At 39.6% G+C, this 25,523-nt stretch carries 23 protein-coding genes; 5 read left to right on the top strand and 18 right to left on the bottom strand.

Going from position 1 to position 25,523, the window contains the following annotated elements:
* Window positions 1-22: 22 nt before the first annotated feature.
* The 4 genes from qseC to RDV53_RS08710 all read right to left on the bottom strand — a co-directional run bounded on the left by qseC (window position 23) and on the right by RDV53_RS08710 (window position 3,307).
* The gene (gene qseC / locus RDV53_RS08725) at window positions 23-1,378 is read right to left on the bottom strand and encodes a quorum sensing histidine kinase QseC (protein WP_005696013.1); all 1,356 of its coding nucleotides are present in this window, start codon (window positions 1,376-1,378) and stop codon (window positions 23-25) included.
* The gene (locus tag RDV53_RS08720) at window positions 1,368-2,036 is read right to left on the bottom strand and encodes a response regulator (RefSeq protein ID WP_032804152.1); all 669 of its coding nucleotides are present in this window, start codon (window positions 2,034-2,036) and stop codon (window positions 1,368-1,370) included. The genes qseC and RDV53_RS08720 overlap by 11 nt, the downstream gene beginning before the upstream one ends.
* A 69-nt stretch (window positions 2,037-2,105) precedes the next feature.
* Entirely contained in the window at window positions 2,106-2,474 is a 369-nt protein-coding gene (locus tag RDV53_RS08715) for a YgiW/YdeI family stress tolerance OB fold protein (RefSeq protein ID WP_032822707.1), read from the bottom strand.
* Between the two features lie 146 nt (window positions 2,475-2,620).
* Window positions 2,621-3,307: a hypothetical protein gene (locus RDV53_RS08710; protein ID WP_005696010.1), complete on the bottom strand. Its 687-nt coding sequence runs from the start codon at window positions 3,305-3,307 to the stop codon at window positions 2,621-2,623.
* Window positions 3,308-3,413: 106 nt separating this feature from the next.
* Between RDV53_RS08710 and yfaE the strand changes: the two genes are divergently transcribed.
* Window positions 3,414-3,662 (top strand): class I ribonucleotide reductase maintenance protein YfaE, encoded by a 249-nt coding sequence (yfaE, locus tag RDV53_RS08705; RefSeq protein ID WP_005696007.1) that lies wholly within the window; start codon window positions 3,414-3,416, stop codon window positions 3,660-3,662.
* On the opposite strand, the gene dapB is transcribed toward yfaE, so the two are convergent.
* From dapB to glnS, 14 genes are all read right to left on the bottom strand, one after another.
* Window positions 3,657-4,469 carry a 4-hydroxy-tetrahydrodipicolinate reductase gene (gene dapB / locus RDV53_RS08700; protein ID WP_005696006.1) on the bottom strand — a complete coding sequence of 271 codons (813 nt, stop codon included), beginning with the start codon at window positions 4,467-4,469 and terminating at the stop codon, window positions 3,657-3,659. The two genes, yfaE and dapB, sit on opposite strands and share 6 nt — an antisense overlap.
* 16 nt (window positions 4,470-4,485) lie before the next feature.
* On the bottom strand, window positions 4,486-5,112 hold the full coding sequence (locus RDV53_RS08695) for a LysE family transporter (protein WP_005696005.1): 627 nt from the start codon (window positions 5,110-5,112) through the stop codon (window positions 4,486-4,488).
* The gene (locus RDV53_RS08690; RefSeq protein ID WP_005696004.1) at window positions 5,106-5,600 is read right to left on the bottom strand and encodes a phosphatidylglycerophosphatase A family protein; all 495 of its coding nucleotides are present in this window, start codon (window positions 5,598-5,600) and stop codon (window positions 5,106-5,108) included. The genes RDV53_RS08695 and RDV53_RS08690 overlap by 7 nt, the downstream gene beginning before the upstream one ends.
* Entirely contained in the window at window positions 5,600-6,580 is a 981-nt protein-coding gene (gene thiL, locus RDV53_RS08685) for a thiamine-phosphate kinase (RefSeq protein WP_005695999.1), read from the bottom strand. The genes RDV53_RS08690 and thiL overlap by 1 nt, the downstream gene beginning before the upstream one ends.
* Window positions 6,581-6,637: 57 nt before the next feature.
* Complete coding sequence (nusB, locus tag RDV53_RS08680) at window positions 6,638-7,075, bottom strand: transcription antitermination factor NusB (protein WP_005695998.1); 438 nt, start codon at window positions 7,073-7,075, stop codon at window positions 6,638-6,640.
* Window positions 7,076-7,080: 5 nt separating this feature from the next.
* Complete coding sequence (gene ribH, locus RDV53_RS08675) at window positions 7,081-7,554, bottom strand: 6,7-dimethyl-8-ribityllumazine synthase (protein ID WP_005695997.1); 474 nt, start codon at window positions 7,552-7,554, stop codon at window positions 7,081-7,083.
* Window positions 7,555-7,659: 105 nt separating this feature from the next.
* Window positions 7,660-10,125: a glycogen/starch/alpha-glucan phosphorylase gene (locus RDV53_RS08670; RefSeq protein WP_005695996.1), complete on the bottom strand. Its 2,466-nt coding sequence runs from the start codon at window positions 10,123-10,125 to the stop codon at window positions 7,660-7,662.
* 115 nt (window positions 10,126-10,240) lie between these two features.
* Window positions 10,241-11,680 carry a glycogen synthase GlgA gene (gene glgA, locus RDV53_RS08665; protein WP_005695995.1) on the bottom strand — a complete coding sequence of 480 codons (1,440 nt, stop codon included), beginning with the start codon at window positions 11,678-11,680 and terminating at the stop codon, window positions 10,241-10,243.
* Window positions 11,681-11,770: 90 nt separating this feature from the next.
* On the bottom strand, window positions 11,771-13,069 hold the full coding sequence (gene glgC, locus RDV53_RS08660; protein ID WP_005699011.1) for a glucose-1-phosphate adenylyltransferase: 1,299 nt from the start codon (window positions 13,067-13,069) through the stop codon (window positions 11,771-11,773).
* Complete coding sequence (gene glgX / locus RDV53_RS08655) at window positions 13,059-15,077, bottom strand: glycogen debranching protein GlgX (protein WP_005695993.1); 2,019 nt, start codon at window positions 15,075-15,077, stop codon at window positions 13,059-13,061. The genes glgC and glgX overlap by 11 nt, the downstream gene beginning before the upstream one ends.
* 17 nt (window positions 15,078-15,094) lie before the next feature.
* Window positions 15,095-17,284, bottom strand: coding sequence for a 1,4-alpha-glucan branching protein GlgB (gene glgB / locus RDV53_RS08650; protein ID WP_005695991.1), 2,190 nt, complete (start codon window positions 17,282-17,284; stop codon window positions 15,095-15,097).
* Between the two features lie 11 nt (window positions 17,285-17,295).
* Window positions 17,296-17,709, bottom strand: coding sequence for a 4-alpha-glucanotransferase (locus RDV53_RS08645; protein ID WP_232620860.1), 414 nt, complete (start codon window positions 17,707-17,709; stop codon window positions 17,296-17,298).
* A gap of 144 nt (window positions 17,710-17,853) precedes the next feature.
* A complete protein-coding gene (locus tag RDV53_RS08640) occupies window positions 17,854-18,294 on the bottom strand; it encodes a YcgN family cysteine cluster protein (protein WP_005695989.1) in 441 nt (146 codons plus the stop codon).
* 66 nt (window positions 18,295-18,360) lie between these two features.
* The gene (glnS, locus tag RDV53_RS08635) at window positions 18,361-20,034 is read right to left on the bottom strand and encodes a glutamine--tRNA ligase (RefSeq protein WP_005695988.1); all 1,674 of its coding nucleotides are present in this window, start codon (window positions 20,032-20,034) and stop codon (window positions 18,361-18,363) included.
* Between the two features lie 222 nt (window positions 20,035-20,256).
* On the opposite strand from glnS, the gene RDV53_RS08630 reads away from it, so the two are divergent.
* The 4 genes from RDV53_RS08630 (at window position 20,257) to RDV53_RS08615 (ending at window position 25,521) form a co-directional block, all read left to right on the top strand.
* Window positions 20,257-21,438, top strand: a complete 1,182-nt coding sequence (locus RDV53_RS08630; RefSeq protein ID WP_005695987.1) for an efflux RND transporter periplasmic adaptor subunit — start codon at window positions 20,257-20,259, stop codon at window positions 21,436-21,438.
* Window positions 21,439-21,456: 18 nt separating this feature from the next.
* The gene (locus RDV53_RS08625) at window positions 21,457-23,388 is read left to right on the top strand and encodes a MacB family efflux pump subunit (RefSeq protein ID WP_005695986.1); all 1,932 of its coding nucleotides are present in this window, start codon (window positions 21,457-21,459) and stop codon (window positions 23,386-23,388) included.
* Window positions 23,389-23,471: 83 nt separating this feature from the next.
* Complete coding sequence (gene tdeA, locus RDV53_RS08620; protein ID WP_005695984.1) at window positions 23,472-24,839, top strand: toxin/drug exporter TdeA; 1,368 nt, start codon at window positions 23,472-23,474, stop codon at window positions 24,837-24,839.
* 52 nt (window positions 24,840-24,891) lie between these two features.
* A complete protein-coding gene (locus RDV53_RS08615; protein ID WP_032822745.1) occupies window positions 24,892-25,521 on the top strand; it encodes a histidine phosphatase family protein in 630 nt (209 codons plus the stop codon).
* Window positions 25,522-25,523: the final 2 nt, after the last annotated feature.

Here is a 25,523-nt window from a genome sequence, read left to right as displayed (position 1 = left end):
AGGGCGTATTAAACGCCCTTTTTTATAACTCAATGATAGCTCGCAAACCTTGAGTGTGTCCGTTATCTTCAATATTTTCCAGGCAGAAACGGTAATGGTGCAATTCTGCGATTCTTGCCACAATAGACAATCCAAGCCCACTTCCCTTTTCATTTTGTCCTGCCGGACGATAAAAACGCTGCCCTAATTTTGCTAATTCTTCTGGGTCAACACCACCGCCATTATCTTCGATAAGAATCTTACGCGGCTGCAAAATCAAACGTACCTGAGTACCTTGCGGACAGTATTTAATGGCATTATCCAATAAATTTCGTAGCATTTGTGCAAGTAATAATGGCTGTCCTTGCTTAACGGCGGGTTCTCCTTGATGATCAAACTGCAATTCGATTTGGCGTTGCTGCGCACTGAAATATAACTCACCGATAAGTGAAGTTATCATTTCTGACCAACGAATCGGTTCCTGACGATTTAATTCTTTAAAATTATCTAATCGGGAAAGCGTAAGAAGCTGTTCGATTAATTGAGTTGCTCGGTCGATACCTTGGGTTAAATGCGCTAAAGCCGTTTCACGTGTTTGTGCATCATCGCCAGCCAACTGTGCGACTTCTGTTTGAATACGTAATGCCGCTAATGGACTGCGTAATTCATGTGCGGCATCGGAAACAAAACGTCTCTCCCGTTCCAACTGCTCACCAGTACGCGTAAAAAATTGATTTAAATTTTGAACTAACGGTAGAATCTCTGTCGGCACATCATCATCTTCTAATAACGATACATCACCTGGTCGGCGAGCTTGTACGTTTCGACTCAATCGATTAATCGGTTTTAATGCACGATAAATCACAATAAACGCGACCAATAATAGTATTGGTAATCCAGCAAACCAAATCCCTGTTTGGCTGAAGACCATTTTATTGACTAACTCTTCACGATATTCTAACTCTTGACCTACGGCGATCACCAATTCACCATTACCAACAGGTTGCCAATAAATCAACCATTCATCGTCATCATCTAAAATATGCGCTTTACTAAAACCAGTTTTATTTTGAAAAATAAATTTATCGCCATTATCACCATCGGTTAATAATCTTTCACCTTTGTTAGAAAATATGGCAAAGGCTAACGCATCATTATCGTAATGACGTTTCTGTGATTTAAATCCACCACGTGGAAAGTTCGCATTTTCGCCCAATAATACATTTTTCAAATCAGAAGCTGCCAAACGCTCGGCAAAAAGTACTTGTTGTGCATTAAACACATCTTTGACTTCTTTTTTAACAACCGTCCAAGCAACAGCCGTGGCAACGCACCACACACAAAGTGCGGTCAAACTTAAACCGATTAAGAGACGGAAACTCAGTCGTTTATTTTTCATTAACTTGTCCTAAAGCATAGCCTACACCATGTACAGTACGAATAAATTGTTTACCCAGCTTTTGACGCAAATTATAAATATGTACGTCCAATGCTCCGCTACTTAATTCTTCATCCCAATTTGACAGTTTTTCTTCAATGGTCGCACGTGAAAGCACTCGTTCTTTATTCAGCATAAAAAGCTCGAGTAATTTATATTCACGTCCAGTTAATGTAATTTCATCCTCATTCAACCAAGCCTTACGCTGTGCAGGATCGAGTTTGACATTGCCATGCTCAATCTGTGGTTTAACTTGCCCATAACGACGACGAATTAATGCTTGCAATCGCACCACCACTTCAGCCAAGGCAAAGGGTTTGCAAAGATAATCATCCGCACCTTGTTGAATGCCTTTAATGCGTTCATCCAATGTATCACGTGCAGTTAAGATCAACACTGGCACATCTTGATTATTTGAACGCCATTGTTTTAATACCTCCAAACCATCTAGTTTAGGCAGGGTTAAATCCAATACCACTGCATCATAAGGCGCGCCGATTAAGGCGTTTAATCCACTTTGCCCATCAGTAAACCAATCTACAATAAAGCCTGATTTCGTTAAACCAATTTGCAGACCATTGCCGATGAGAGGATCGTCTTCTACTAATAAAACTCGCATAATATTGACCGCACTTTTCTTAAAACGAAAAAATGGCGGGCTTTTGCCCACCACTTCAAATTATATGAATTATTGCGCTTTTTCAACGCTAATGACTTCAAGCTCTGCTTTTTCAAAAGCGTCATTATCTAATTTACCGTAAACGCGGATTTTATCCTGAGGTCCCACATTTAAACCATTCCAAACACGGTTTTTAATTTCCAATTTGATTTGGTCTGTACCATCGGTGAAAACATATTCATCACCATCAATTTGTTGAGTGATGTTACCTACTAAGGTAATCATAGAATTATCTTTCGCAGATAATGCTTGTTTAACAGTAAGTTGTTGACCTTGATCACCACCTTGGAAGCCACCTTGTGCAGTGTTGCCATTAAAACCAGCAAATGCCACTGAAGTAGATAAAGCTAAAAGAGTCGCTAAAGCAAATTTTTTCATCATGTTCTCCTAAATAGAATTAAGCATAAATTAATCATGTTTCAAAGCGAAGGATTATCCTCATTGCCGCCTTGTTGATGCTTATTAAACACAACAAATCTTAATGAAATCTTAAGCAACCTTAAGATTTTTAAATTTTTTTAAAATCACCAACAAAATCGCTCATTCACCAAGTTATCTTGGCGTTCTTTCTCCCATTTTGCTTTATTTTCAGGATTAGCAAAATAGCGGTCTTGCTCAACTAGGCGCGCATCAAGTTTTGCCTCTGCTTCTTTTAATGCCTGTTTTCTATCTGGATGTTTGCTTGGTAATTGAGGTAAAAATACAGTCTGATATGGGTGATTTTTCGCCCAGTCAATCGCATCTTGCGATGCCTTGTGTTGCTTATTCAAATCACAGAACGCATAGGGATTAACATGCTGTCCCACTAATTGCCCAAATGCTGTATTATTCGATACTGTTAATTTATCTAAATCCAACACATATAACGCGGTGATTAAACGGTTTTGCCCACGATAAAACCATTTTACTGCTTCATCACGTAAACCAAAATCATAAGCACGAGCAGAAAGTGCAAACATTGTCATCGGAGAAACAAAATCCACTTTTTTCTCAATAATATTGACCGCACTTTCAAAATCTTTTTGTGTATTTTTCAGTAATAACGCATCAATATCTTTGTTCACATTAATCTGTTCAAGTCGCCCATCTCTGGCATCATAATAAGGCTTTACATACATATCAATATGCTTAACCGGCTCTTTTGAAATGGTGCTACAAGCCGTTAATAAAAGCGCGGTTGAAATTAACGTTAATTTTAGAAAGGTTTGCATGTTCTTCCCTTATGATGAATATTAGCTCGCTATATTACAACAAAAGAGCCGTGAGTTTTACTTCTCTTTCTTCTATAATGAGCAAAATTTTGTTTTATTTTGTTTCATGAAAATTCATCTTATTCAGCGCCAAATCACCTTAGATTTCGATAACCAAACTTCCCTGCTTAACTTTTTAGAACAACATCAAATTCACCATGAATATCAATGTCGTTCGGGCTATTGTGGTTCTTGCCGCGTGAAGATCACAAAAGGCAAGGTGTCTTACGCTGAAGCCCCCCTTGCCTTTATCCAACCCGATGAGATTTTGCTCTGTTGTTGTCGGGTGGAAAGTGATTTAGAAATAGAATTATAAATTATTCAAATCCAACACATCTGTCATATCGAACAATCCGTGAGATTGTTTTTCCAACCATTTACCTGCACGCACTGCGCCATTAGCAAAGGTCATACGGCTTGATGCTTTGTGAGCAATTTCAACGCGCTCTCCAATATCCGCAAACCAGACACTATGTTCCCCCACTACATCTGAAGCACGAATGGTAGAGAAACCAATTTCATCACGTTTGCGTTCGCCTGTAATGCCTTCGCGACAAAATACGCCATGTGTTTTCAAATCACGCCCAAGAGTTTTCGCAATGTGTTCACCCATAGAAAGTGCGGTACCAGATGGTGCATCCACTTTGTGACGATGGTGTGCTTCAATGATTTCGATATCGCAATAATCACCCATCACTTTGGCAGCTTTTTCTAATAGTTTAAACACCAAATTCACCCCTACGCTGAAATTTGAGGCAAATACAATGGCAATTTTTTCTGATGCGGCTTGAATTGCGGCTTTACCTACATCATCAAAACCTGTGGTACCAATTACCATCTTTTTATTATTAGCGACACAAAATGCGATATGCTCAAGCGTGCCTTCCGGACGCGTGAAATCAATCAGCAAATCAAAGTTGTCTTTTTCTGCATTTAAATCATCTGATACTTTGATACCTAATGCACCAATACCCGCAAGCTCACCGGCATCTGCACCGACTAAAGAGGAACCCTTACGTTCAAAAGCCGCACCTAATTCTGTTCCTTCTGCATTATGTACGGCTTGAATTAATTGACGCCCCATTCTTCCGCCAGCACCGGCGATCGCAATTTTTAATGTCATGTTTTGTCCTTTTTTATCAAATTAAAGCGTGTTGAACGCCACTATAAATTAAATAGATTCCGAAGAAAATAAAAATCAGCCCTGCTGCATTATCAATATAGCGACTATATTGGCTATAAAACTGTTTTGCAACAGAACGAGAGAAAAGCACCGAAATGATATAGAAATATAAAAAGGTTTCTACGGTAATCACGGCAAGTGCGGTCAAAATTTGTGATGTTTCGGTAATATTCACTAGAACCAATGACATCACACTGCTGAAATAAATCACAACTTTAGCATTAGATAAATTGACTAATAAGCCTTTCATAATGCTCGTTAAGGTTGATTGATTTGGCACATTTGCATTCTGCTTTTCATCAAAAACCGCATTGTTTTTTACTTTTGCCATTTTAATGCCGAGATAAACTAAATAGGCTCCACCAAGCATCATCACAATGCCTTGAATAATTGGCATGGTGGCAAAAATAATGGCGAGCCCTAAAACAGCAGCCGTCGCCCAGATTAATACCCCAATGGTAATCCCAATCACGCCACCAATGGCTTCTCGACGAGAACTCATCGCTGAAACTCGACTGACATAGAAAAAATCAGGGCCAGGCGAAAGTAAACCAACAAGATGAATAATCATCAAATTTAGCATGGCAAGCCTACAATACTTAGTATCGCAATCACGATAACAGCATAGACTGCTGCTAAAACATCATCCATCATAATCCCAAAACCGCTTTTCAGTTTTTGATCAAAGTATCGGATTGGATAAGGTTTTAAAATATCAAAGAAACGGAAAAGTATAAAGGCAATGACAATCCAAGGTAATGATAAAGTTGGAATCGAGGCTAATACGATAAATACCCCAACAAATTCATCCCAAACAATAGAACCGTGATCATGAACGCCCATATCATCAGCCGTTTTTTGACATAAGTAACAGCCAAGCGCAAAACAAAGTGCGGTCAAAATTAAGAAGATTTTTAGTCCAAGACAAGCTAATAATGCCGAACCTAAAATCGTTCCGGCTAAACTTCCCCATGTCCCCGGTGCAGGACGAATGAGTCCTGAACCGAAACCTAATGCAAGTAAATGAACTGGATTTTTTAAGCTAACTCTATCAAGAGGTGAACTATTCATTATTTATCCTTAAAATGATCGAAACCAGACAGCGCTTGATAATTGATGATACGTCCATCTTTAAAAAAAGTAATCGGATTGTTATTTTGCTGAACAATTTTTCCGATACAAGTGCAAGGTATATTCAACGATTGGGATAACTTTTCAATCTCGGCCTTTTTATTTGCAGGAACCGTAAAGCAAAGCTCATAATCTTCCCCGCCACTTAATGCAAACGCTTCTGTCTTTTCTAAGCGATATGTTTTTTTGAGTGGTGTGGATAAAGGCAAGGTAGATAACTCAATCTCTGCAGAACATTGGCTTCTCGTTAAAATATGCCCTAAATCAGCAACAAAACCATCTGAAATATCTATGCATGAATGCGCTACATTCACTAAGGCTTGACCTAATTCAACGCGTGGCGTTGGATGAAAATGGCGTTTTACTAAAAATTCAGTATCAAAATCGACCGCACTTTTACCTTGTAAGATCCAATTTAAACCCGCTGCACTATCACCTAACGTGCCCGATACATAAATTACATCACCAACCTTCGCGTTATGTCGGAATAAAGCCTTTCCTTTTGGTACGAAACCTTGTGCCGTAATGGTTATAGAAAGTGGGCCTTTCGTTGTATCGCCACCAATTAATGTTACATCATATTGATTTAATGTATCAAACAAGCTTTGACTAAATTGGCTCAGCCAGTTTTCATCAACTTCAGGTAATGTGAGTGCAAGAGAAATCCAAGCGGGTTTAGCGCCCATAGCAGCTAAATCACTTAGATTTGTCGCGATAGCTTTATACGCTAAATCTTGGGGAGAAATGGAAGATAAAAAATGCGAGCCCTCGACCATTGTATCGGTGGTAATGGCAAGCTGATAGCCTTCTGGAATATGAGTGATTGCACAATCATCCCCAATACTGAAATCAACAAAGTGTTGATTGCCTTTTTGTATTGAGAAATATCGCCCTATAAGATCAAATTCACCCGTACTCATTTTATCTGCACACCAAAAAACAAAGGGCAGACATTTGTCTACCCTACATTTAAATAATTATTTGCGACCTAATGCAGGAGCGACTTTATCCAATACACCGTTAATGTATTTATGACTTTCATCTGCACCAAACACTTTCGCCACTTCAATTGCCTCGTTAATCGCCACTTTATAGGGCACATCTGGCTCAAATTGAAGTTCATAAACCGCTAAGCGTAAAATCGCTCTTTCAATCGGATCTAATTCATCCAACGCGCGATCTAAATAATGGCTCATTGAAAAATCAACGGCTTCTACATTCGCAACGGTTTGACGGAAAAGGCGGCTAAAATAAGGTTTATCCACACCTTTTAAATCTTGATCCACAACGAACGTGAGTTCCACTTGTTCTGGCGCATTACCAGAGAGCGCCCAAGAATATAATGCTTGAACCGCACATTCTCTCGCTCTACGACGTGGCGATACTTTTTTTACAGGTTCTTTTTTATCTGTCATTGGAATTATGCCGCATCAATTTGTTGTAAAAGGTTCACCATTTCAAGTGCCGTTAATGCTGCTTCTGCACCTTTGTTACCTGCTTTGGTGCCAGCGCGCTCGATAGCTTGTTCAATGTTTTCAGTCGTTAAAACACCAAATGCCACTGGAATTTCAGCTTGCATTGCTACTTGACCTAAACCGCTACTTGCTTCACCCGCTACATATTCAAAGTGAGCTGTACCACCACGGATCACAGTACCTAATGCGACGATTGCATCAAATTTTTTGCTTTCAGCTAAACGACGTGCTACTAATGGAAGTTCATACGCACCTGGTGCACGAACGATAGTGATATTCTCATCTTTCACTTGGCCGATACGTTTTAATGCATCTACCGCACCTTCTAATAAACTTTCATTAATAAAACTGTTAAAACGAGCAATCACCACTGCGATTTTAGCATTTGGCGCAGCTACCGCACCTTCTAAAACTTTCATACTTTTTCCTAATCTGAATGAACAATAAATTTGACGGTGGATTTTAGCATAAAAAGAAACCCTGTGGAAATAATCCGACAGGGTTTTCTATGAGTGGAAAAGAATTTACTTCTCGAGTTTTAACGGTTCAATTTTCCAGATATTTTTCGCATATTCAAGAATTGTACGGTCTGATGAGAAGAAGCCCATGTTCACCATATTTTGAATGGTACTAGCTATCCATACATCACGATCTTGATATTTTTTATCTACCGCTTTTTGCGCTTCCACATAACTGCGGAAATCAGCAAAAGATTGGTAATAATCGTGGTACTGTAAACCTTGAATTAGAGAGTGATAACGGTTCGGTTCTTCCGGCGAGAAATCACCACGAATGATTTGGTCAATAACTTCACGTAATTGCTCGTCATTTTGATAATAATCAAACGGACGATAACCTTCGCGACGTAATGCTTCCACTTGTTCAACCGTATTACCAAAGATAAAGATGTGATCTTCACCAACATTATCTAAAATCTCAACGTTCGCACCATCAAGCGTACCCAATGTTAACGCACCATTTAAGGCAAACTTCATGTTACTGGTACCTGATGCTTCTGTTCCTGCAAGAGAGATTTGCTCAGAAATATCTGCCGCTGGAATGATTAATTGTGCAAGACTTACGCTGTAGTTCGGGATAAAGACAACTTTTAAACGACCTTTTAAGCGTTCATCATTATTGATAACATTCGCGACATCGTTAATTAAACGAATGGTTTGTTTTGCTGCATAGTAAGCTGAAGCTGCTTTACCCGCTAGAATGAACACACGTGGCTGCCAATCTTTTTCTGGATGAGCAAGCATTTCGTTATAACGTGCAATAATGTGTAACACATTAAGCATTTGACGTTTGTATTCGTGAATACGTTTTACTTGTACGTCAAATAAAGCATGTGGATCTAAATCGATATCAAGTGTTTTCTTCACATATTGTGCTAATTTCACTTTGTTATCGTATTTAATATCTACAACAGCACGCTTAAATTCACCTTTATCTGCAAACGCTTTAAGTTTTTCAATTTGGCTTAAATCGCAACGCCATTCAGAACCAATATATTGATCAAATAAAGCCGCTAATTTCGGGTTTGCTACGGCAAGCCAACGACGTGGTGTCACACCGTTTGTCACGTTAGTGAAACGTTCTGGATAGATACGAGCAAAATCAGCAAAGGTTGATGTCACCATAAGATCTGAGTGAATCGCCGCAACACCGTTTACTTTATGTGAACCGACAACAGACAACCATCCCATGCGCACTTTACGTTGATATCCTTCTTCGATAAGTGAAACGCGACGGATAAAGTCCATATCAGTCGTGACATAAGTTTTCACATATTCAAGGAAATGATCATTAATTTCAAAAATCATTTGTAAGTGACGCGGTAAGATCTTCGCCATCATTTCTACCGGCCAGGTTTCTAATGCTTCTGACATTAAAGTATGGCAAGTATAAGAGAAAATACGACGAGTCACATCCCAAGCATTTTGCCATGAGTAACCGTGTAAATCGATTAAAATACGCATCAACTCAGGAATGGCTAATGCCGGGTGGGTATCATTCAAGTGAATTGCCACTTTATCTGCAAGATTATCCAATGTACCGTGAGTTCTTAAATGGCGACGGAGAATATCTTGTAAAGAAGCCGATACTAAGAAGTACTCTTGACGTAAACGTAACTCACGACCATTCCAAGTAGAATCATCCGGATAAAGTACGCGGGATAGATTTTGGTTAGCGGAACGCGTTGCCACAGCTGCTAGGTGGTCACCACGGTTAAATTCTTCTAAATCAAATAACTCTCCACCATGAGCAGACCATAAACGTAAGGTCGATGCCGAATCATTTTTATAGCCAGGGATCATTTGGTCGTATGCAAGTGCGGTCACTTTTTCAGCCGGATTCCAGATACATTTTTTATCTTCAAAATAGATATGACCACCAAAATCAATACTGAAACGTTTTGATGGACGCATAAATTCCCAAGGCGCACCTTTTTCCAACCAATCATCTGGACGTTCAACTTGTTGACCATTTTCAATTTTTTGACGGAACATACCGTATTCATAACGAATACCGTAACCCATCGCTGGAATAGCTAATGTTGCCAGTGAGTCCATAAAGCAAGCAGCAAGGCGACCTAACCCCCCGTTACCTAAACCTGGATCCACTTCTTTTTCAATAATCTCTTCCAAATTAACATTTAATTCAGCCAAGGCTTTTTCTGCCACATCATAAACACCTTCTGCGATCATTGCATTAGAAAGTGTACGGCCGATTAAGAATTCCATAGAAAGGTAATAAACACGACGGGTTTCTTCTGCACGAGATTGACGAGCGGTGGTAATCCAGCCTTCAGTCACTAAATCACGTACCGCATGAAGGGTCGCATTTAGCCAGTCGCGTTGACTCGCCTCTTTTGGTGAACGACCAATTAAGAAAATTAATTTATAAACAATTGCTTTTTTCACGCCTTCAACATCAAGACTTGGTCGATTGTAGAGAAATGGCGAATCAAAATTGTTCATGATCATAGAAAATAAAACCTCAATAAAAAAATCGCGCAAATTTTAAGCTTTTTTACGAAAAAAACAACAAAAATTCCCCCTTCAAAGGCGATTATTTCGAAGAGGGAGTCAATCCATTAAATTATGAGTTTAAAATGCTTAAATAGAGCTGCTCATATTGAGCGGCCGCATTTTTCCAACTAAAGTCCTGTGCCATGGCATTATTACGCACCATCGCCCAAACACGTTGTTTTTGCCACAAGGCAAAGGCATGCTGGATAGCACTTCGTAAATCATCTGCTTCGGCTTTTTGGAATACAAAACCTGTTGCAGTACGCTCTTTAATGGTTTCACTTGTACTGTTGGTCACGGTATCTGCTAATCCTCCCGTTGCACGAACAAGCGGCAATGTGCCATATTGCAACCCATATAATTGAGTTAATCCACAAGGTTCAAAGCGGCTTGGTACCAAAATGACATCACCACCGGCAACCATCAAATGTGAAAGTGCTTCATCATAACCAATTTTTACTGCAATATTTTCTGGGTAACGTTGTGCTAATTGGCAAATTCCCTCTTCCAAATGTTTTGCACCAGAACCGAGAATAGTTAATTGACCACCTTGTTTAACAATTTCATCCGCTGTGGCAATCAGTAAATCCACGCCTTTTTGTTCGGTTAAGCGAGTCACCATCACAAATAAAAGTGCATCAGGTTGTTGTGGCAAATTAAAATAAGCTTGTAAATCCGCTTTATTTTTCTTCTTACCCGCGATGGATTTCAATTTGTAGTGATGCTGAATATAAGCATCACAACTTGGATGCCAAATTTCTTGATCAACACCATTTAAAATCCCCACCAACTTGCCTGCTTCACGTAAACCCGTTAGCAAGCCTTGTAAGCCATAAGCAAAGTCTGGTGTGGTAATTTCTTTCGCATAAGTTGGACTCACTGCTGTGACCATATCAGAATAATAGAGACCTGCTTTCAAATATGAAATTTGGCCAAATAACTCTAAACCATCAACATGGAACATCCCTTCTGGCAATCCAATTTCATGTAAATGACGGTGGGCAAATTGTCCTTGATATGCCAAGTTATGAATCGTAAATACTGATTTTGCAGGACGACCTTTATTAAAGAGATAAGCGGCGGCTAAGCCCGCATGCCAATCATGAGCATGAACCACTTCTGCTCGCCACCAACTGTCTAAGCCTGTCGAAAGCTCTGCTCCCACCCAGCCTAATAAAGCAAAACGTTTATAGTTATCGGCATAATCGTTGTAATCGCTATCATGATAAGGATTTCCTTCTCTCCAATAGAGATGTGGCGCATCAATCAGATAAATCCCTACACCATTGTATTCACCATAACGCAATACAACATGACCAGCAAAATTATCAAATTCTGTGACAACATGCGCGTTCTCAATGCCTGCAGAAATTTTTGGATAAGCCGGCAATAAAATACGCGTATCAATACCAATTTCTTTTTGTGCAAAAGGTAACGCCCCTAAAACATCGGCAAGCCCGCCAGTTTTGAGTAAGGGATATAGCTCCGAGCAAACATGTAAAACTCTCATAATTTTCCTTTTATACTTAAAATTGTGCTGTCATTGATAACAGCACAATCTTTTTAGTTCACTTAAAACACTGTCAAAATTGACCGCACTTTAGTCCAAATGTTCTTCGTTAGTGACTTCTTCACCTTGCAATTTTTTCAACATTGTTGAGGTTACAAGTACAACTTTACCGGTAGAACTTACACGGAAACGTTTACTGTCTAGGGCTTTGTCCACACCGATTTCCATACCATCTGGAATAATACAATGGCGATCAATAATACAATCTTTCAATGTACAATTTTTACCAATTTGTACTTGCGGTAACACGACACAGTGATCCACAGAAGAGTCTTCATCAATTTTGACTCTATCAAACAATACTGAATTACTAATAGATGCATCGGTAATCACACAGCCACCACCGATAAGCGAGTTATCTACCGGTTTAACATTCGCTTTTTTATAGAAGAATTTAGATGGATAAGCCTGCACTGGATTACCACGAATTGGCCAGCTTTGATCATAAATATCTAATTGTGGATGCTCTGAAACTAAATCGATATTCGCTTGCCAGAAACTATCGAGCGTACCCACATCACGCCAGTAAATTTCACCTTCAGTGTTTCGGCCCATACAAGAACGGCTGAATGGATGCGCATAAAGCACGCCTTCTTCCAAGCATTTTGGCAAGACATCTTTACCAAAGTCATGAGATGTGCAAGGGGTATTCACTTCTCTATCAAGCATTTTATAGAGATACTCAGCATCAAACACGTAGATCCCCATAGAGGCTAGCGACGTATCTGGTTTACCCACCATGGCAGGTGGATCTTTCGGTTTTTCAACGAAGGCTTTCACTTTAAGGTTTTCGTTTACCGCCATGACACCAAATTCACTGGCTTCAGAACGTGGTACCTCAATACAGCCTACTGTACATTTTGCTCCACTTCTCACGTGATCCATCAACATGACACTGTAATCTTGTTTATAAATATGGTCACCCGCAAGAATCAAAATGTATTTTGGACGATAGTGATTACGGATAATCGCCATATTTTGATACACCGCATCCGCTGTACCACGGTACCACGTAGAATCATCAATTTGTTGACGGGCAGGTAACATATCAACGAATTCACCACGCTCTTGCGGTAAGAATGACCAACCTGTTTGTAAATGGCGTAATAAAGAGTGAGCGGCATACTGGGTTACAACACCGATACGATTCAGGCCTGAGTTAATACAGTTGGAAAGCGCAAAATCAATAATGCGACGATTACCACCAAAATATAACGCAGGTTTAGCACGTTTATCGGTTAATTCATGTAAGCGAGAACCACGACCACCAGCCAAAATAAGCACTAAAGTATCTTTAACTAATTCATATTTATTAAGATCACTTTTCATAACAAACTCCATCGTTTTCATCATCCATATGTTCCAACACTTCAAATGCTATACCGCTCACATCACATTGTTGAATCACGCTATTTTCAGTTTCGGCAATCTTTTTCCATTTACCATTTGGCAAATAAAAAGATTGCGGTTCAGTTTTTGCATTAATTAAGAAAAGATATTTGCCGTCCAACATAACTTGTAGGGCTTTGCTTTCCCGATTATGCCAATCGTCTAGTGTCATCGGGTTTCCCCCAGTATTCAACCACTCGACATTTTCATCCGACCACCAAGCCTCCTGTTGCAAACTTTGAATTTTTTTTCGTAATGCAATGGTTTGCTTGGTAAAGTCAAATAAGGTTTGGTTAAAATCATTCCACTTTAACCACGTAATTTCGTTATCTTGGCAATAGGCGTTGTTATTGCCATATTGGCTGTTGCCGAACTCATCCCCAGCAAGCAGCATGGGGACACCATTTGCCAGTAATAAAGAGCCTAACAAGCCTTTTTCTGATAAAACACGGTTATTTTCGACCGCACTTTGCCATTCATCAGATAAATCCAGTTGAGAACCTTCTATGCCATGATTGTAGCTATAATTTTCATTGCGTCCGTCACGGTTCTCTTCACCGTTAGCGTCATTGTGTTTATGGTTATAGCTCACTAAATCTCGTAACGTAAAACCATCATGGGCAGTAATAAAATTCAAGCTACCATGTGGTAATCGTCCTTCTCGTTTAAAAATATCGCTCGAGCCAGCAAAACGTTCTGCAAAAGCACCCACTTCACCACTTTGCCATAACCAAAAACGACACATATCATCGCGGAAACGATCATTCCATTGAGAAAAATAGGCTGGGAAATAACCAACTTGGTAACCGTAATGCCCTATATCCCAAGGCTCTGCAATTAATTTAATTTGTTGTAGAACGTCATCCTGTTCCATTTCCGCAAACAATTTTGCATTTGGATTGAAATCAGGCGTTTCACGACCAAGTACCGTGGCTAAATCAAAACGGAAACCATCTACATGACATTCTGTTACCCAGTAACGTAAACAATCTAATACCCATTTGCGAGTGACGTCATTAGCAAGATTGAGCATATTGCCGCACCCCGTCCAGTTGAGGTAATCACCATGCTCGTTTTGCCAGTAATAGGTTTTGTCATCAATACCACGCTGGCAAAATGTCGGAAATGATTTTTCGGATTCAGCCGTATGGTTAAATACGACATCTAAAACCACTTCAATGCCCGCTTGATGCAGGGCTTTCACCATGCTCTTAAATTCGTTCAATGGTTGTTTTTGATCTGCCGCATAACTTGGTTCTAAAGCAAACATAGCTAATGGGTTATAGCCCCAATAATTGCGTAATCCTTTTTCTTGCAAATGTGGTTCATCAATGAAGAAATTCACTGGGAGCAATTCAAGGCTGGTAATACCCAATGATTTAAAGTACGAAATGTTTTTGGGGTGAGCCAATGCCGCATAAGTACCACGGATATTTTCTGGAATACGGGAATTTAATTGGCTAAATCCTTTAACATTTAATTCATATACAATGGTTTGAGCCCAAGGAATAGACGGTTTACAATCCCCTGACCAATCAAAATGCTCGTCAATAATGCGGCCTTTAGGTGCAACGGCGGCATTGTCTCGTCCATCATTTAACACGAAAATTGAACGAGATTCTGGTGAGCTCAAATCCGGTTTATGGCTTACTGCTTTGGCATAAGGATCAAGTATTAACTTTTGCGGATTAGCTAAAGTGCGGTCATTTTTGCCTGTGATTCTGAACGCATACTCATCATTTAACTTAACGCCTTCGATTGCTATATGCCAAATATTATCGGTTCTACTCATGGCAAAACGGCTTTCTTTGCCATCACGGAACAAGCAAAGTTCAATAGCATCCGCCGCACTAGAAAACAGCGCAAAATTCGAAATTTTTAGGCCGTTTTCCAGCGTTTGCGAATATCCCATTGGGGAAGGTTTACCATTGTTATAAATATTAAACATTGTGCCCTTCACTATTGTTATGCTTTATACTTCAAATAGATAGTTGCGAGTGGCGGAATGGTCACGCTAATCGAATTTTCACGTCCGTGACTTGCGATCGCTTCGCTTTCTACCAAGCCAAAATTACCCACGTTTGAACCTTGATAATACATTGAGTCAGTATTCAAAATTTCTTCGTATTCACCCGCGGCATTGACCCCAATGCGATAGCCTTCGCGTGGCACAGGTGTGAAGTTACTGATTACAATAATGCGTTCGCCATTACTGCTTTTACGTTCAAAAGCAAAGACCGAATTTTCCGCATCATCCACCACTAACCAATCAAAGCCTTCCGGTTCACTGTCTAATTCAAAGAGCGGTGCATTTTTTTGATAAATTCCGTTCAAATCTTTGACTAATTGCAATACACCTTTATGCCATAGGCCACCATGGTTTTCGTCAAGTAAGAACCAATCCAAACTTTCTTCATAATTCCATTCGCGACCTTGAGCAAATTCATTGCCCATGAATAATAATTTCTTGCCTGGATAGCCCCACATATAACCGTAATAGGCACGTAAATTAGCGAATTTTTGCCATGTATCGCCCGGCATTTTGCCGAGTAACGAACATTTGCCGTGTACCACCTCATCGTGAGAAAGTGGTAATACAAAGTTTTCGCTGTATTGATAAATCATCCCGAAGGTCATTTTGTCGTGATGATAACGACGATAAACGGGATCGAGTTTCATATAACTTAGGGTATCGTTCATCCAGCCCATGTTCCATTTGAAATTAAACCCAAGTCCACCATTTTCTGTCGGATGAGTTACACCACCAAAAGAAGTAGATTCTTCGGCAATGGAAATCGCGCCAGACATCTCAGAATGGATTTTCCAATTGGTGTGTTTTAAGAATTCAATGGCTTCTAAGTTTTCACGACCGCCATATTGATTCGGAATCCATTCGCCTTCAGCTCGGCTATAATCGCGATAAATCATTGATGCGACCGCATCTACACGGATACCATCTACACCAAATCGCTCAAGCCAATACAGTGCATTACTGGATAAGAAGTTTCTCACTTCATTACGACCATAGTTATAAATTAAGGTATTCCAGTCTTGATGATAGCCTTCACGTGGGTCAGCATGTTCATATAAGGCTGTACCATCAAATGCCACTAAACCGTGTGTATCACTAGGGAAATGCCCTGGCACCCAGTCTAAAATCACATTAATGCCTGCTTTGTGGGCTTTTTCGACTAAGCGTTTAAAGCCTTCTGGTGTACCAAAACGACTCGTTGGAGAATACAAACCAATCGGTTGATACCCCCAAGATCCATCGAATGGGAATTCGGAGAGTGGCAAAAACTCAATATGCGTAAAGCCCATATGTTTAACATAAGGAATGAGCTCATCGGCAATTTGATCATAATCAAGCCAGAAATTATTCTCTAAATTACGACGCCATGATCCCAAATGTACTTCATAAATCGAAATGGGTTGGTTGCGTTGGTTCGCTTTACGACGTTGCTCCGTCATTTCGACTACATCCGGCAACATACTGATTTCTGATGCAGTATCTGGGCGCAATTCCGATCTGAATGCATAAGGGTCAGCTTTTAAACGAAGGTTGCCGTTGCAATCAATCAATTCAAATTTATAGCGTTGCCCCAGACTGGCTTTTGGTAAGAATAATTCCCATACCCCACTTGCCGGATGGAAACGCATTGGATGACGACGACCGTCCCAATAATTAAAATCACCGACCAACGAAACGCGCTTAGCATTTGGCGCCCATACCCGGAAATTTACGCCCGGGACACTGTCACATTCAGTAAAATGCGCACCTAATACTTCATAAGGACGCAATAACGAACCTTCCACTAATAACCATTGATCCAAGTCATTAATCATCGGATGGAAGCGGTATGGATCTTCAATAATTTGGGCTTCTACGCCCCAATACACTTTTAATTGGTAGGTAAAGAAATGGTGAATCTCTGGCACAATAGCAGCAAAAAACCCGCGGTCATCCAGTTTTTCTAGTTCGACAACGATGGATTGACTTTCTTTGTCAATCACATCGACTTTATCTGCATCGGGTAATAAAGCACGAATCTCAATACCATTGTGAGTTTCATGCATGCCTAATACAGCAAAAGGATCGGCATGTTTGCCATCAAAAAATGAATTAATTACTGATTGAGCGACTAATTTCGTCATGACATACTCCTTTATGCTTTGTAAGCTTGATTATTTACAACCGATTGTATTTTCTCGTTTGTTGAGCGACAAAAAGCATTAAACGATGATAGATAAAAGACAAAGCAGGCAATGAATGAAAGTGCGGTTGAATATGGAATGGTTTTTTCAAACTGAATTTGGTTTTGCTCGTCGAGCAATTGATAACGCAAAGAAGCATCAGGAGGAGAAGAAAACGCGATTAAATCACCATGAATGGGTTCATTTTCAAAGGCACATATGACATGTTGGAACGGCTGATTTTGTCCAATATTCGGCGGAAATTGCAACTGCTCGATAAAATAATCAATACTGGTTGGCGATGCATCAATCAAATGCCCACCAATATCATAATGGGAAAACGAAATGCCAAGTTTTTTAGCAGATTGTTTAAGTGATAAGGACATTTGCATACAACGAATGATACATCTATATAATACTTAATAAGTATTATAAGTAAGCACAATTGAAATACAATTGCCAATCTCGCAAATTGTGACCTAAATCAAAAAACAAAGTTTAAAGAGAATAAAAAAACAACGAAATTTAAATTATTCAGTTTCAATGACAAATTCAAACCAATCAATGACATCTTCTTCGTGCACGCCATCTGGAATTAAAATACCTGCATTTTTCACTGAATTAGGATCACCGCTGATTAAGGGATGCCATTCGGGCAAAGGTTTACCTTCATACAATAAACGATAGGCACAGGTATTCGGCAGCCAACCAAAATCAGGCAAATTCTTTTTGGTTAATTTCGTACAATCACTTTCGATTTTAAAACGTTCAGGATAATTACGACACTTCCCTGTTTCCACATCTAATAGATTGCAAGCAATGCGCGTGTAATAGAGTTTTTCACGCTTGCCCCGCCCTTGAATATATTTCCGATAACAGCATTTCCCGCAGCCATCACATAGGGCTTCCCATTCGGATTCCGTCATTTCAAGGAGCGATTTTGTTTGCCAAAAATGAGATTCAAATTGCATAGTGAAACCAATAAAAAAGTGCGGTCAAAATTTACGTGATTTTTGACCGCACTTTGTTGTTTAGAATTAGAAGCCTTCTTTTAAGCTCACGGTTAAGTTAAACACTAAGTGCTCTGGGCGGCTGTCTTTGTTATCCGCACAGAAATAACCTTCGCGTTCAAATTGGTAACCTTTTTCTGGTTCTGCATTTGCAAGGCTTTGTTCTACAAAACCGTGTTTCACCACTAAAGAGGTTGGATTTAACACGCTTTCGATGTCTTCTGCTGCACCTGGATTTGGTACAGTGAAAAGACGCTCGTATAAACGAAACTCTGCCGGATAATTATGCACTGCAGATACCCAGTGAATAACCCCTTTCACTTTACGACCATCGGATGGATTTTTACCTAAGGTTTCTGGATCGTAAGTACAGAAGATGGTGGTGATTTCACCATTTGCATCTTTTTCGACACGTTCAGCTTTAATCACGTAGGCGTTACGCAAACGCACTTCTTTACCTAATACTAAACGTTTATATTGTTTGTTTGCTTCTTCACGAAAGTCTGCACGATCAATATAAAGCTCTTTCGTAAACGGTAATTGACGCTCACCTAATTCAGGACGATTCGGGTGATTTGGCGCCGTTAAGGTTTCTTCGCCTTCAAAGTTTTCAATCACTACGCGAACAGGATCAATCACCGCCATTGCACGTGGCGCGTTTTCATTTAAATCTTCTCGAATGCATGCTTCAAGTGCAGAATACTCTACGACGTTATCTTGTTTAGTCACACCGATACGACGGCAAAATTCACGTAACGAAGCCGGTGTATAACCGCGACGACGTAAACCTGAAATGGTTGGCATACGCGGGTCATTCCAACCATCTACAATACCGTCGTTCACTAATTTCAATAATTTCCGTTTAGACGTTAACGTACCTTCTAAATTTAAACGAGAGAATTCATATTGATGCGGTAATGGACGTTCAATACTGATATTTTCCAACACCCAGTCATATAAACGACGGTTGTCTTGGAATTCTAATGTACATAGAGAGTGTGTAATACGCTCAATCGCATCAGAGATACAGTGAGTGAAATCGTACATTGGGTAAATGCACCATTTATCACCAGTTTGGTGATGGCTCGCAAATTTAATACGATAAAGCACAGGGTCACGCATGACCATAAATGGTGAAGCCATGTCGATTTTCGCACGAAGACTTAATGTCCCTTCGGCAAACTCACCGTTTTTCATTCTTTCAAATAACGCTAAGTTTTCTTCGACACTACGATCACGATATGGGCTGTTTTTACCTGGCTCAGTTAATGTACCACGATATTCACGCATTTGGTCTGGTGAAAGTTCATCAACATAGGCTAAACCTTTTTCGATTAACTCAATCGCATAGCCATAAAGTGCATCGAAGTAATCAGATGCATAACGCGGTTCACCTTCCCATTTAAAACCTAACCATTTCACATCGGCTTTAATGGAATCCACATATTCCACGTCTTCTTTCACCGGATTGGTATCATCAAAACGTAGGTTACATAAACCGTTATACTCTTTTGCTAAGCCAAAGTTTAAGCAAATCGATTTTGCGTGGCCAATATGCAAATAGCCATTTGGCTCAGGTGGGAAACGAGTATGAACACTTTTGTGTTTACCCGAAGCTAAATCTTCATCAATAATTTGAGTAATGAAATTGTGTGTGCGGGTATTTTCCGCATTTTCTAGAGTGTGTTCTGTATTGCTCATAAATTTCTCAATAAATTGAAAATAATTTCCCCATTCTATACGAAAAGTCTGGCGTTGTGAATTTGATCACAAAACTAACCGCACTTTCATTAAATTAATGACTGAATTTTTTAGAATTTTTAGGTCTAACTTGAAGATTTTTCGTGCAAACTGAAAAGTTTACCTTTAGAATACCACTTTACTGAACAAACGTTCATTTTTATTTAGGATAACAAAGTCTTTATGAAAAAACGCTTTTTTATTTTAATCGGATTAGCCGTTGCTGCTGGCGCAGCTTATTATTTTTTCTCAAGCAATAACAAACAAGAAACCACCTATCTGACGGAATCCGTTACCCGTGGTAATGTGGAAAAAACAGTGATCGCCTCTGGTTCAGTTGAAAGCGTGAATGAAGTTGATGTTGGTGCCCAAGCTTCGGGTAAAATTACCAAACTCTATGCCAAATTAGGGCAAGAGATCAAAAAAGGTGAAATGATCGCGGATATTGATTCCACAACTCAAATTAATACCTTAAATACCAAAAAGGCCGCATTAGTTAGCTACCAAGCTCAATTAAAAGCGAAGAAAACCGCTTATGATATTGCCCTTTCAAGTTATAACCGCTTATCAAAACTTTATTTGCAAAAAGCGACGTCTTTAGATAGTGTAAATACCGCAAAAAGCACCCTTGATAATGCGAAAGCTGAAATGGAAGCCATTGAAGCTAATATCAAACAAGCTGAAATTGAAGTGAATACCGCAGAAACCAATGTGGGTTACACCAAAATCACCGCACCAATGGACGGTACTGTTATTTCCGTGCCCGTTTCTGAAGGTCAAACCGTTAATGCCAACCAAACGGCTCCAACGATTGTAACTATTGCTGATTTAAGCAAAATGAAAATTAAGCCTGAAATTTCAGAAGGCGACATCACCAAAGTGAAAGCAGGTCAAGAAGTGAGTTTTACTATTTTATCGGATAGCCAAACCGTGTATCACTCTGTCATTGATTCGGTTGATCCAGCCAATACCACAACAAGTGATAGTTCTTCAACATCATCTTCGACAAGTTCAAGTAGCAGCTCAACGACCAGTGCGATCTACTATTACGCCAATGTTTTGATTGATAACCCTGATCGTACTTTACGCATCGGAATGACGACAGAAAACAACATCAAAATTGCCAACGCGAAAGATGTGTTATTAGTTTCCAATATGGCTATCCAAAAACGTGATGGCAAAAGCTTTGTCAATGTATTGAATGATAAAAATCAACCTGAGCCGCGTGAAGTTGAAATCGGTGTTCAAAATGATTTCAAAACTGAAATCAAATCGGGTTTAAACGAAGGTGAAAAAGTCATCGTGTCGCAAGTTGCGAATGGTGAACAAGTTGGCTCTATGCCTCGTGGTCCAAGAATGTTCTAAAAGTGCGGTAGAAAATTAATGAATATTATTGAAATTAAGGATCTCAACCGTTACTTCGGTGAAGGCGAAAATCGTGTTCATATTTTAAAGAATATCTCTTTAAATATAGAAAAAGGCGATTTCGTCGCGATTATTGGGCAATCAGGTTCCGGTAAATCGACCTTGATGAATATCATCGGATGCTTGGATACGGCAACCAGTGGCTCTTACAAAATCAATGGCAAAGAAACCATTGAATTAAGCAAAGATCAGCTGTCAGATTTACGTAGCCAAAAATTCGGCTTTATTTTCCAACGCTATAACTTATTGTCGAGCTTGACCGCAGCAGAAAACGTCGCCTTGCCTGCAATTTATGCGGGGATGTCGCAAGAAAAACGTCTTTCTCGTGCAAAACAACTGTTAGAAAAATTAGGCTTAGGCGATAAATGGCAAAATAAACCCAGCCAGCTTTCAGGTGGTCAGCAACAACGTGTGAGTATTGCGCGAGCATTAATGAATGGTGGCGAAATTATTTTAGCCGATGAACCTACTGGTGCATTGGATTCACAAAGTGGCCAAAATGTAATGGAAATTCTGCATCAATTACACGCAGAAGGCCACACTATTATTATGGTAACCCACGACAGAGAAATTGCCGCCAGTGCGAATCGCGTGATTGAAATTAAAGATGGCGAAATCATTGGTGATACACAAAAAAAAGCGGTAAAAAGTGCGGTCGAAAATCAAACCAAATCTAAACCGAACTTTGGGTTTAGCAAAGATCAATTTGTCGAAGCCTTTCGTATGTCTGTGAGTGCCATTATCGCCCATAAAATGCGTTCTCTTTTAACCATGCTGGGGATTATTATCGGGATTACTTCTGTGGTTTCTGTCGTGGCATTGGGAAATGGTTCACAGCAAAAAATCTTAGAGAATATCAAAGGTATTGGTACAAGTACCATGACCATCTTTAATGGTACAGGCTTTGGTGATCGTCGTGCTGAACAAATGCAGAATCTCACAATTAATGATGCCACTGCCTTAAATCAACAAAGCTATGTACAAAGTGTCACGCCAAATAGCTCATCAAGTGGCACATTAATTTATGGTAACCAGACTTTCTCCTCGACCAGTTTAAAAGGTGTAGGCGAACAATATTTTGATGTAGATGGCTTAAAACTAAAATCCGGTAATTTATTTTCTGCTCAAGATGTTGCTGATAACAACCAAGTAGCCTTAATCGATGAAAGTGCGAAAAAATCGATTTTCCCGGATGAAAATCCTATCGGCAAAATTGTAATGTTTAATAAACGTCCATTACGTATTATTGGCGTGGTATCTGATAAACAAATGGGCGGGGCAAGCAGTTCACTTAATCTCTATGCCCCTTATACCACCGTGATGAATCGTATTTCGGGCAGTAAAAAAATTGGCTCGATTACCGTAAAAGTAGATGATTCCGTGAATACTACTGTCGCTGAAAAAGGAATTACTGAATTGCTTACCATGCGTCATGGTAAAAAAGATTTCTTTATCATGAATAGCGATACCATTAAACAAACCGTTGAAAGCACAACAGGCACGATGAAATTGCTCATTTCCTCTATTGCCTTTATTTCATTGATTGTAGGCGGTATTGGGGTAATGAATATTATGTTGGTTTCTGTTACTGAACGAACTAAAGAAATTGGCGTGCGCATGGCTATTGGTGCGAGACAATTTAACATTCTGCAACAATTTTTAATTGAAGCCGTGCTGATTTGTTTAATTGGTGGCGTGACGGGTATTCTACTTTCGGGTTTAATCGGTCTGCTATTTAACGTATTTATGACTGACTTTACGATGGCATTCTCAACTGGCTCAATTGTTGCAGCGGTGGTCTTCTCTACCCTGATTGGTGTGATCTTCGGCTATATGCCGGCAAAACGTGCAGCACAATTAGATCCAATTACCGCCCTTGCGAGAGAATAAAGAAATTTTGTAAAACTCAAAAGAGCGGTTAAAATTCTTACTAATTTTTGACCGCACTTTAATTAAAAAGAAAGGAAAAATCCATGTTAAAAATGAAAAAATTAACCTTAGCAATCGCGATGGCAACTGCTCTAGCAGGTTGTGCTAACATCGGCGATTCTTATAAAGCGAGCCAGCAGGATTACCAAAATTATGCGGAAATCACCAAACAATTTAATGTAAAAGAAAACTGGTGGGCACTTTACAATGATTCACAATTAAATCGTGTGGTAGAACAAGCATTAGTTAATAACAAAGATTTAGCCAAAGCGTCTATTGCCGTAAACCGTGCTCTATATAATGCAAACCTTGCAGGCGCGAATTTAATTCCGGCATTTAGCGGTTCAACCCAATCTTCTGCGGGTAAAAATCTGAAAACTGGTGGCAACTCAACCATCAGTCATAAAGGTGCATTAAATGTGAGTTATACGTTAGATCTATGGCAACGTTTAGCGGATACCGCTGATGCAGCTGAATGGTCACACAAGGCAACGGCTGAAGATTTAGAAGCAACAAAACTTTCACTCATCAACTCTGTTGTAACAACCTATTATCAAATTGCCTACTTTAATGATGCAATCAGCACCACGCAAGAAAGCATTAAATACTACAACGACATTAGCAGCATTATGCAACGCCGTTTATCACAAGGTGTGGCTGACAGCGCAAGTGTGGATCAAGCACAACAAGCGGTATTGAACGCACGTAACAACTTGATCAACTATCAAACGCAACGTAAAACAGCGGAACAAACTTTACGTAACTTACTGAACTTAAAACCGGAAGAAGCATTAAATATCAACTTCCCACACATTCTTAATGTGAAAAACGTGGGCGTGAATTTAAATGTACCCGTTTCTGTGATTGCGAATCGTCCTGATGTAAAAGGCTATCAATATCGCTTAAGCAGTGCATTCAAAAATGCCAAAGCAACCGAAAAAGGCTGGTTCCCTGAAATGACTTTAGGTGGTAGCTTAACATCAAGTGGTACTAAAGTTGGTAATACATTGCACAATCCAGTGGGTACCGGGTTAATCGGCATTAGCCTGCCATTCCTCAACTGGAATACGGTGAAATGGAACGTGAAAATCTCTGAGGCAGATTATGAAACTGCACGTTTAAACTATGAGCAAAGCATTACTAAAGCCTTGAACGATGTAGATACCAACTACTTCGCCTACACACAAGCACAAAGTGCCTTTGCTAACTTGCAAAAAACACACAGCTATAACCAACGTATCACCAAATACTATCGTGATCGTTACAATGCTGGTGTATCTGAATTACGTGAATGGCTTGCAGCGGCAAACACAGAGAAAAGCTCTCAACTTTCTATCTTGAATGCGAAATACAACATCATTCAAGCAGAAAATGCCGTATATAGTTCAATGGCAGGTTATTACTCCCGTTAAAATCATGATTAAGGAAGTTTCGGCTTCCTTAATCTTTTTTATGGACATGAAAATGAAAAAACAACTGACTTTTTATTTCATTCGCCACGGTAAAACTGTTTGGAATACGGAAGGTTTAATGCAAGGTCATGGCGATTCCCCTTTAACAGAAGAAGGTGTTAATGGTGCGAAAAAAACAGGTGTGGCACTTAATCATATTCCTTTCATTGCTGCTTATTCCAGCATATTAAACCGCACTATCGCAACCGCCTCTCATATTATTGGTGAAAGAGATATTCCCCTTTTCCATCACCAAGGTTTAAATGAACAATATTTTGGTTCTTGGGAAGGCAAAGTTGTTGATACGTTAAGAGAACACCCGGAATTTAAACAACTTATTAAAGATCCTGCCAATTACAAAGCTCAAGCGAATGGCGGAGAAACGTTTGAACAATTAGGCGAACGTGCCATGAAAGCATTGCAGGATATTATTAAGATCCACGATCAAGGTAATATTCTCATTGTGTCACATGGCCATACCTTGCGTTTATTGCTTGCCTTATTAAACGGTGCAACGTGGCAAAATCACCGTGATGAAGATAAATCGGTATCGCTCATTAATACCTCAATAAGTGTTGTACATTATGACGATGAGAATGGTTTTCGCATTGAGAAAATAAATGATGCAGATCATTTAAAATAAGC

This window comes from Haemophilus parainfluenzae ATCC 33392, assembly GCF_031191205.1.
GTDB lineage: Bacteria > Pseudomonadota > Gammaproteobacteria > Enterobacterales > Pasteurellaceae > Haemophilus_D > Haemophilus_D parainfluenzae.
This window is presented reverse-complemented; position numbering and strand designations above follow the sequence as displayed.

What these genes read in the sequence shown, in the direction of transcription:
- qseC (WP_005696013.1), bottom strand. Translation starts at nt 1,378, where the DNA reads ATGAAAAATAAACGACTGAGTTTCCGTCTCTTAATCGGTTTAAGTTTG.
- RDV53_RS08720 (WP_032804152.1), bottom strand. Translation starts at nt 2,036, where the DNA reads ATGCGAGTTTTATTAGTAGAAGACGATCCTCTCATCGGCAATGGTCTG.
- RDV53_RS08715 (WP_032822707.1), bottom strand. Translation starts at nt 2,474, where the DNA reads ATGAAAAAATTTGCTTTAGCGACTCTTTTAGCTTTATCTACTTCAGTG.
- RDV53_RS08710 (WP_005696010.1), bottom strand. Translation starts at nt 3,307, where the DNA reads ATGCAAACCTTTCTAAAATTAACGTTAATTTCAACCGCGCTTTTATTA.
- yfaE (WP_005696007.1), top strand. Translation starts at nt 3,414, where the DNA reads ATGAAAATTCATCTTATTCAGCGCCAAATCACCTTAGATTTCGATAAC.
- dapB (WP_005696006.1), bottom strand. Translation starts at nt 4,469, where the DNA reads ATGACATTAAAAATTGCGATCGCCGGTGCTGGCGGAAGAATGGGGCGT.
- RDV53_RS08695 (WP_005696005.1), bottom strand. Translation starts at nt 5,112, where the DNA reads ATGCTAAATTTGATGATTATTCATCTTGTTGGTTTACTTTCGCCTGGC.
- RDV53_RS08690 (WP_005696004.1), bottom strand. Translation starts at nt 5,600, where the DNA reads ATGAATAGTTCACCTCTTGATAGAGTTAGCTTAAAAAATCCAGTTCAT.
- thiL (WP_005695999.1), bottom strand. Translation starts at nt 6,580, where the DNA reads ATGAGTACGGGTGAATTTGATCTTATAGGGCGATATTTCTCAATACAA.
- nusB (WP_005695998.1), bottom strand. Translation starts at nt 7,075, where the DNA reads ATGACAGATAAAAAAGAACCTGTAAAAAAAGTATCGCCACGTCGTAGA.
- ribH (WP_005695997.1), bottom strand. Translation starts at nt 7,554, where the DNA reads ATGAAAGTTTTAGAAGGTGCGGTAGCTGCGCCAAATGCTAAAATCGCA.
- RDV53_RS08670 (WP_005695996.1), bottom strand. Translation starts at nt 10,125, where the DNA reads ATGATCATGAACAATTTTGATTCGCCATTTCTCTACAATCGACCAAGT.
- glgA (WP_005695995.1), bottom strand. Translation starts at nt 11,680, where the DNA reads ATGAGAGTTTTACATGTTTGCTCGGAGCTATATCCCTTACTCAAAACT.
- glgC (WP_005699011.1), bottom strand. Translation starts at nt 13,069, where the DNA reads ATGAAAAGTGATCTTAATAAATATGAATTAGTTAAAGATACTTTAGTG.
- glgX (WP_005695993.1), bottom strand. Translation starts at nt 15,077, where the DNA reads ATGTTTAATATTTATAACAATGGTAAACCTTCCCCAATGGGATATTCG.
- glgB (WP_005695991.1), bottom strand. Translation starts at nt 17,284, where the DNA reads ATGACGAAATTAGTCGCTCAATCAGTAATTAATTCATTTTTTGATGGC.
- RDV53_RS08645 (WP_232620860.1), bottom strand. Translation starts at nt 17,709, where the DNA reads ATGTCCTTATCACTTAAACAATCTGCTAAAAAACTTGGCATTTCGTTT.
- RDV53_RS08640 (WP_005695989.1), bottom strand. Translation starts at nt 18,294, where the DNA reads ATGCAATTTGAATCTCATTTTTGGCAAACAAAATCGCTCCTTGAAATG.
- glnS (WP_005695988.1), bottom strand. Translation starts at nt 20,034, where the DNA reads ATGAGCAATACAGAACACACTCTAGAAAATGCGGAAAATACCCGCACA.
- RDV53_RS08630 (WP_005695987.1), top strand. Translation starts at nt 20,257, where the DNA reads ATGAAAAAACGCTTTTTTATTTTAATCGGATTAGCCGTTGCTGCTGGC.
- RDV53_RS08625 (WP_005695986.1), top strand. Translation starts at nt 21,457, where the DNA reads ATGAATATTATTGAAATTAAGGATCTCAACCGTTACTTCGGTGAAGGC.
- tdeA (WP_005695984.1), top strand. Translation starts at nt 23,472, where the DNA reads ATGTTAAAAATGAAAAAATTAACCTTAGCAATCGCGATGGCAACTGCT.
- RDV53_RS08615 (WP_032822745.1), top strand. Translation starts at nt 24,892, where the DNA reads ATGAAAAAACAACTGACTTTTTATTTCATTCGCCACGGTAAAACTGTT.